Genomic DNA, 5,628 nt, shown 5'->3' on the forward strand with positions numbered 1-5,628 from the left:
TCTAGAACCAAGTGTTCGTAGTAATTATGAATATCATCATCAAGTTTCATGTTTAAACCCTCTCTAAAAATTGTATTTAGAAAAAACGCTTGGCCATAACATAGCGTGTTTGCTGAGATATACAAATTCAAAATAATAAAAATAAATAAAGGCTTGTAAAGTAAGTTCATCACAAATCAATGCTGTAAATAAATGTGTCCAAATAATGACTATTAAAAACTAACTTTTTAAAGTATTGATATAATTCATCTAGTTGCTAGTTGACCCCTAGGCTACTTATTGTTTACTATCGAGTGCGAGGTTCACTACCTTATTAATTAAAAGTCGTTAAAACGACTCAACATTCACACTATAAACTTAGTGGTCCAGGGAGACATACATGTTTACAAATTCAAAATTGACAAAGTCGATTAGACTCGCGATGGCATTTGGTGTTGTTTCAACATTATCTTTATCTGCCGCACAAGTTAGCGCTCAAGAAGAAGGCTTAGAAAAGGTTGAGAAAATTCAGGTAACAGGTTCTCGTATTCAAAGAACTAATTTAGTAAGTGCTAGTCCAGTAACTGAAATTTCTGCTGCCGATATTGCAATGAGCGGTGTTACTAGGATTGAAGACATATTAAATGATATGCCTGCCATTTTTGCTGGTCAAACAAGTGGTACTGCTAATGGTTCAACTGGTACTGCAACTATCGATTTACGTAACTTAGGCCCTACTCGTACATTAGTATTGCTTAACGGCCGTCGATTACCTTCAGGTTCTCCTTCAGCAGGTGGTATTAGTGCTGACGTTAACCAAATACCTGCAACTTTAATTGAAAGAATTGAAGTGCTAACTGGTGGTTCATCAGCTACTTATGGTTCTGACGCTATAGCTGGTGTTGTCAACTTTATAATGAAAGATGACTTTGAAGGTTTTACTTTTGATTATCAACATAGCTTCTATCAACATGATAATGATAATGGTGATTTGCAAGACTTGGTAAGTAGCTATGGCTATGATACTGTAAATGGGTCAGTAACGGATGGTCGTTCTAATGATTTTTCTTTTACTCTTGGCGCAAATACGGCAGATGGGCGTGGTAACGTAACGATGTATGGTACATTCCGTAATATTCAAGCGATACTGCAATCCAATCGTGACTATAGTGCCTGTGCGTTAAATGGTACACCAGACAATTTAGTATGTGGTGGCTCAAGTACTATACCTCAAGGTCGATTTACTGATTTTTCTACTTTCGATTTCCAGCTTAGTGGTGATCAATTTGTTGACCGTACCGCTTTGTACAACTACGGTCCATTAAATTATTATCAACGCCCTGATGAACGTAAGACTTTTGGAGCGACAGGTCATTATGAAATTAATGAGCATGTAGAGGTATATTCGGAATTAAGTTATATGGATGACCGCAGTGTTGCTCAGATTGCACCATCGGGCAACTTTTTCAGTACAGATTCACTCTTCTGCGGAAATGCTTTTTTATCACAACAACAGTTTGATGTGACTTGTGGTGCTGCTGGTTTAACTAAAGACGACTACTTCGAAGGATTTTATATTGGTCGACGCAACGTAGAAGGTGGACCTCGTCAAGATGATCTTCGTCATACTTCATTGCGCGGCGTACTAGGTGTTAGAGGTTTTATTGACGATAATTGGTCTTACGATATTTTTGCTAACCATGGAACAGTAGCTTATTTGGAAACATATCGTAATGAACTCTCTGTTGATCATATGAGAAAAGCTTTAGACGCAAGAGTTGATCCTGATACTGGTGAGATAGTTTGTCAATCTGTAATAGATGGTTCTGATCCTGCCTGTGTGCCTTGGAATATATTTAGTGAAGGGGGAGTAACTGATGAGGCTTTAAGTTATTTAATTAAGCCTCTTTACTCTCGTGGTGATACTAAATCAACACAAGTTAGCGGTTATGTGACTGGTGATTTGACTGAGTCTGGTATTATTGTTCCTGGAACATCACAAGGAGTCGGTGTGGTTGCAGGTTTTGAATATCGTAAAGAATCACTAGTATTAGAGCCTGATTCGGGGTTCACTACTGGTGATGGTGCGGGACAAGGTGGACCTACTTCTGGTGTTGAAGGTAGTTTCAGTGTAAAAGAATTGTTCGGTGAATTCAATATTCCTTTGTTAGAAGGTCAATCCTTCGCTGAAGATTTGACGTTAGAACTCGCTTATCGCTATTCTGACTATTCCACTGATAAGACCACTAATACTTATAAGTATGCGTTAAATTGGGGCATCAACGATCAAGCTCGAGTTAGAGCAAGTTATCAACGTGCGGTAAGGGCTGGCAATATTCGTGATCTTTATCGTAGTGCAAGCTTAGGTTTATTTAATATGGATATAGATCCTTGTGGTATTGGTGGTGATTTTACTCTACAACAGTGTATTAACACTGGTTTAACAGCTGAACAGTATCAAACTTCAGCTTTAGAAAGTCCTGCAGGGCAGTATAATAGTATTACTGGCGGCAATACCGAACTTAGTCCTGAAAAATCAGATACTTTTTCTTTTGGTGTCGCGTTGACTCCTGAATTTTTGCCTGGCTTCTCGGTAAATATTGACTACTTCAAAATCGAAGTTGAAGATGCTATTTCGTCGATTCCAGAAGCGACTATTTTACAATTGTGTGCTGATACCGGCAATCAAGCTTATTGTGGTCTAATAAATCGTGGTCCTAATGGTAATCTTTGGGTAGGTACCGCCTCAATTACGGCGACTGATCTGAATATCGGTTATCTTAAAACTTCTGGTGTTGACCTTGATGCTCAGTACGAGTTAGACATTGCTGATATGGGCTCTATTCGTTTAGGCTTAATTGGTACGTGGCTTGATTCCCTAGCTACTCAATCTATTCCAGGAGGAGATGTTGATGAGTGTGTTGGGCAATGGGACCGTAGTGTTTGTTTAGCACCAACACCAGAATGGAGACATAACCTGAAAGCCACATGGGTTTCTCCTTGGGATATAAATGTAACAGCAACATGGCGTTATTTGAGTAAATCAGAAGAGTACACTGGCGTAGGTAAACCTAATGGTCCAACGACTCTAAGTGCTCAAAACTATCTTGATTTATCCGCAAATTGGCAAGCGCATGAAAATGTTAGCCTGAGAGTAGGTATTAATAATCTTCTTGACCGCGAGCCGCCCATTGTGCCAAACGCACCTGCTGGTGATGCAAATGGCAATACGTTCACTGGAATGTATGATGCCCTAGGACGTTACCTTTTTGCAGGTGTAACAATTACTTATTAGTCTAGTAATTCGAAGTTGTTAAAAAGTCGGCCAAGGCCGACTTTTTAATTTTAAAAATGTGCCTTAGTAAAACTAACAGGAACTAAATTTGAACACTACTTTTGAATCTGAAATCCAACGGATCGTAGCTTTGTACCAAAAAAATCAATATGGCCAAGCTAAACAAGCTTGCCTTAGCTTATTACCCGTGTTGGATGATTTAGAGCCGATTTATTGGATTTTATTTCAGATTACTAGTTTCCAGAAACAATATGATGAAGCATTTTACTATATAAATAAGTTGATTCAATTTCTGCCAACTGAAATGGTTTATTATAGCGACAAAGCCAATCTGTACGAAGCTCTCGGACACAGGCAACAAGCTATCGACACGTATGTAAATTTTATTAAGATTCGGCCTGAGCATGCAATTGCTCATTACAACCTCGCTATCTTACTAAAAAAAAGTGGCAAAATATTAGATGCACTGGAACATTACCATTTAGCCTTATCCTTAAATATACAGGAACCCGCTGAGGTATATGTAAATATAGGAGTCATTTACTCAGAGCTAAATGAAAGTAAAAAGGCTAAAGAGAGCTACCTTCTAGCTCTTGGCTTAGACTATTACTATATTGCGGCTTGGTTTAACCTTGGTGGGTTGTATGAAGAATTGGGTGAAAAACGTGAGGCTCTAGAATGTTATGAAAAAATAATCAAGCTTGAGCCCAGTAATACGAAAGCTATTGTAAGAATATTACAAGCCAAGGATGATGTGGGGCTTACAGATAGCTTAGTAACAAAGTTAGAAAGTTTAGTCATGTTAAAAAGTAATTTGACTGTGTTAGATCGTGAAAGCGCGTATTATGCTTTAGGTAAAGTTTATAATGACAACCGTCAGTTTGAGAGCGCATTTGAATTCTACCGAAAAGCGAATGAACTCAATCGTATAAGGGCGGTAGGCTATGATAAAAACAAGAGGAAAGACGACACGATAAATCTAATCAGTGATATTGACAAATCTTGGATAATCAAAAACTCTCTTGATGTCAAGACGAGTCGTCCCCTTCCTATTTTTATTTGCGGCATGTTTCGTTCTGGTTCCACTTTAGCCGGAAAAATTCTTTGTTCTCATCCAAATATTACGTCAGGGGGTGAGATGAATCATTTTTATCAAAGTATTAAAGAGTCAAATTATAATGCACTTACCAATTTTCGTGATTTAAAAAAATCCGAGTTGAACAGAATTAGAAAATTATACAAAGATAAACTAAATGCTTTTTACCCCGGCGCTTCAAAGATAATCGATAAAAGGCCAGATAATTTTTGGTATCTCGGCCTAATAGAAACAATACTTCCAGACAGTAAATTTATATGCACAGATCGAGAGCCTTTAGATATATGCTTATCCATTTATTTTAATCAGTTTAGCGCAGATGTTGGTTATGGAACTGATTTATTGGATATTGCTCATTATTACGTTGAGTTTCGAAAGATTCTTTTGCACTGGCAGTCTCTAATCCCGAATAGTATTTATGTCCTGCAGTATGACAAGTTAGTCAAATCACCAGATACAACTTGCAGAGAAATGTTTGAGCATTGCGGATTAGATTGGGACAGCAAATATTTAGATGGGGGAAAAGGCAATTATTTAATAAAAACCGCAAGTATATGGCAAGTTAGAAAGCCCCTTTATAAAACGTCATCAAAACGTTGGATTAATTATCAAAACAAAGTTCTGAAAGCGAAGCAATATTTAGACGATAATTTGCCAAACTGATGAAAGTGACGTAATAGAACAAAAAGGGCTTTAATGATTAATTCTCATTGAATTGAAATAGTTCTAATTAGAAATTAATTACTCTGGGAGCCAAGATTTGTTTTAGCTTCGTTCAATACCTTCTTTGCTTCGGCTTTTTCGGCCTCTCTTTGCGCAGCAGTGGTGCAGCGATTAATGGGGAATCGGCTACCTGTAATAGTAACTTTGTCACATCTATAGCCGTCTGTTCTCTCAACATTTGCAGTTTTATTTCTTACATTACTAGATGCACCGCTTGTTGAACAAGCGTTTAATAATACTACTAACGAGAAAGCCAGAAAGAACTCTGATTTATTCATTATTGAAAATTCCTTTACATGAAAATAGGTGTTTTATGCTAACTGAATTTTTATTAACTACAATAATTTTTTCATATCTATTTAACCTGAGATCTGGTTAAGCCAGCATCAAATTATTATCATTTAACAGCCCAAATTCTTGAGCTGTTAAATCCAATGAAGGTTTGTCCTCTTTCAAACAATAAGCGATTAAACCACCTAATACTGGGTGTTAAAAGTAATAATTTCTATAGTTTTCAAAAGCGTAAATCAAGTAT

At 37.2% G+C, this 5,628-nt stretch carries 3 protein-coding genes; 2 read left to right on the top strand and 1 reads right to left on the bottom strand.

Features of this window, described 5'->3' with window-relative positions; translation table 11 throughout:
- Positions 1 to 379 precede the first annotated feature (379 nt).
- Both NWQ57_RS03595 and NWQ57_RS03600 read left to right on the top strand, forming a co-directional pair.
- A complete protein-coding gene (locus NWQ57_RS03595; RefSeq protein WP_306020691.1) occupies positions 380 to 3,274 on the top strand; it encodes a TonB-dependent siderophore receptor in 2,895 nt (964 codons plus the stop codon).
- 88 nt (positions 3,275 to 3,362) lie between these two features.
- Positions 3,363 to 5,033, top strand: coding sequence for a sulfotransferase (locus NWQ57_RS03600; RefSeq protein ID WP_306020692.1), 1,671 nt, complete (start codon positions 3,363 to 3,365; stop codon positions 5,031 to 5,033).
- Positions 5,034 to 5,107: 74 nt separating this feature from the next.
- On the opposite strand, the gene NWQ57_RS03605 is transcribed toward NWQ57_RS03600, so the two are convergent.
- Entirely contained in the window at positions 5,108 to 5,371 is a 264-nt protein-coding gene (locus tag NWQ57_RS03605) for a hypothetical protein (protein WP_306020693.1), read from the bottom strand.
- Positions 5,372 to 5,628: the final 257 nt, after the last annotated feature.

Origin of the sequence: Paraglaciecola sp., assembly GCF_030730205.1 — a bacterium.
In the GTDB taxonomy this organism is placed as follows: Bacteria; Pseudomonadota; Gammaproteobacteria; order Enterobacterales; family Alteromonadaceae; genus Paraglaciecola.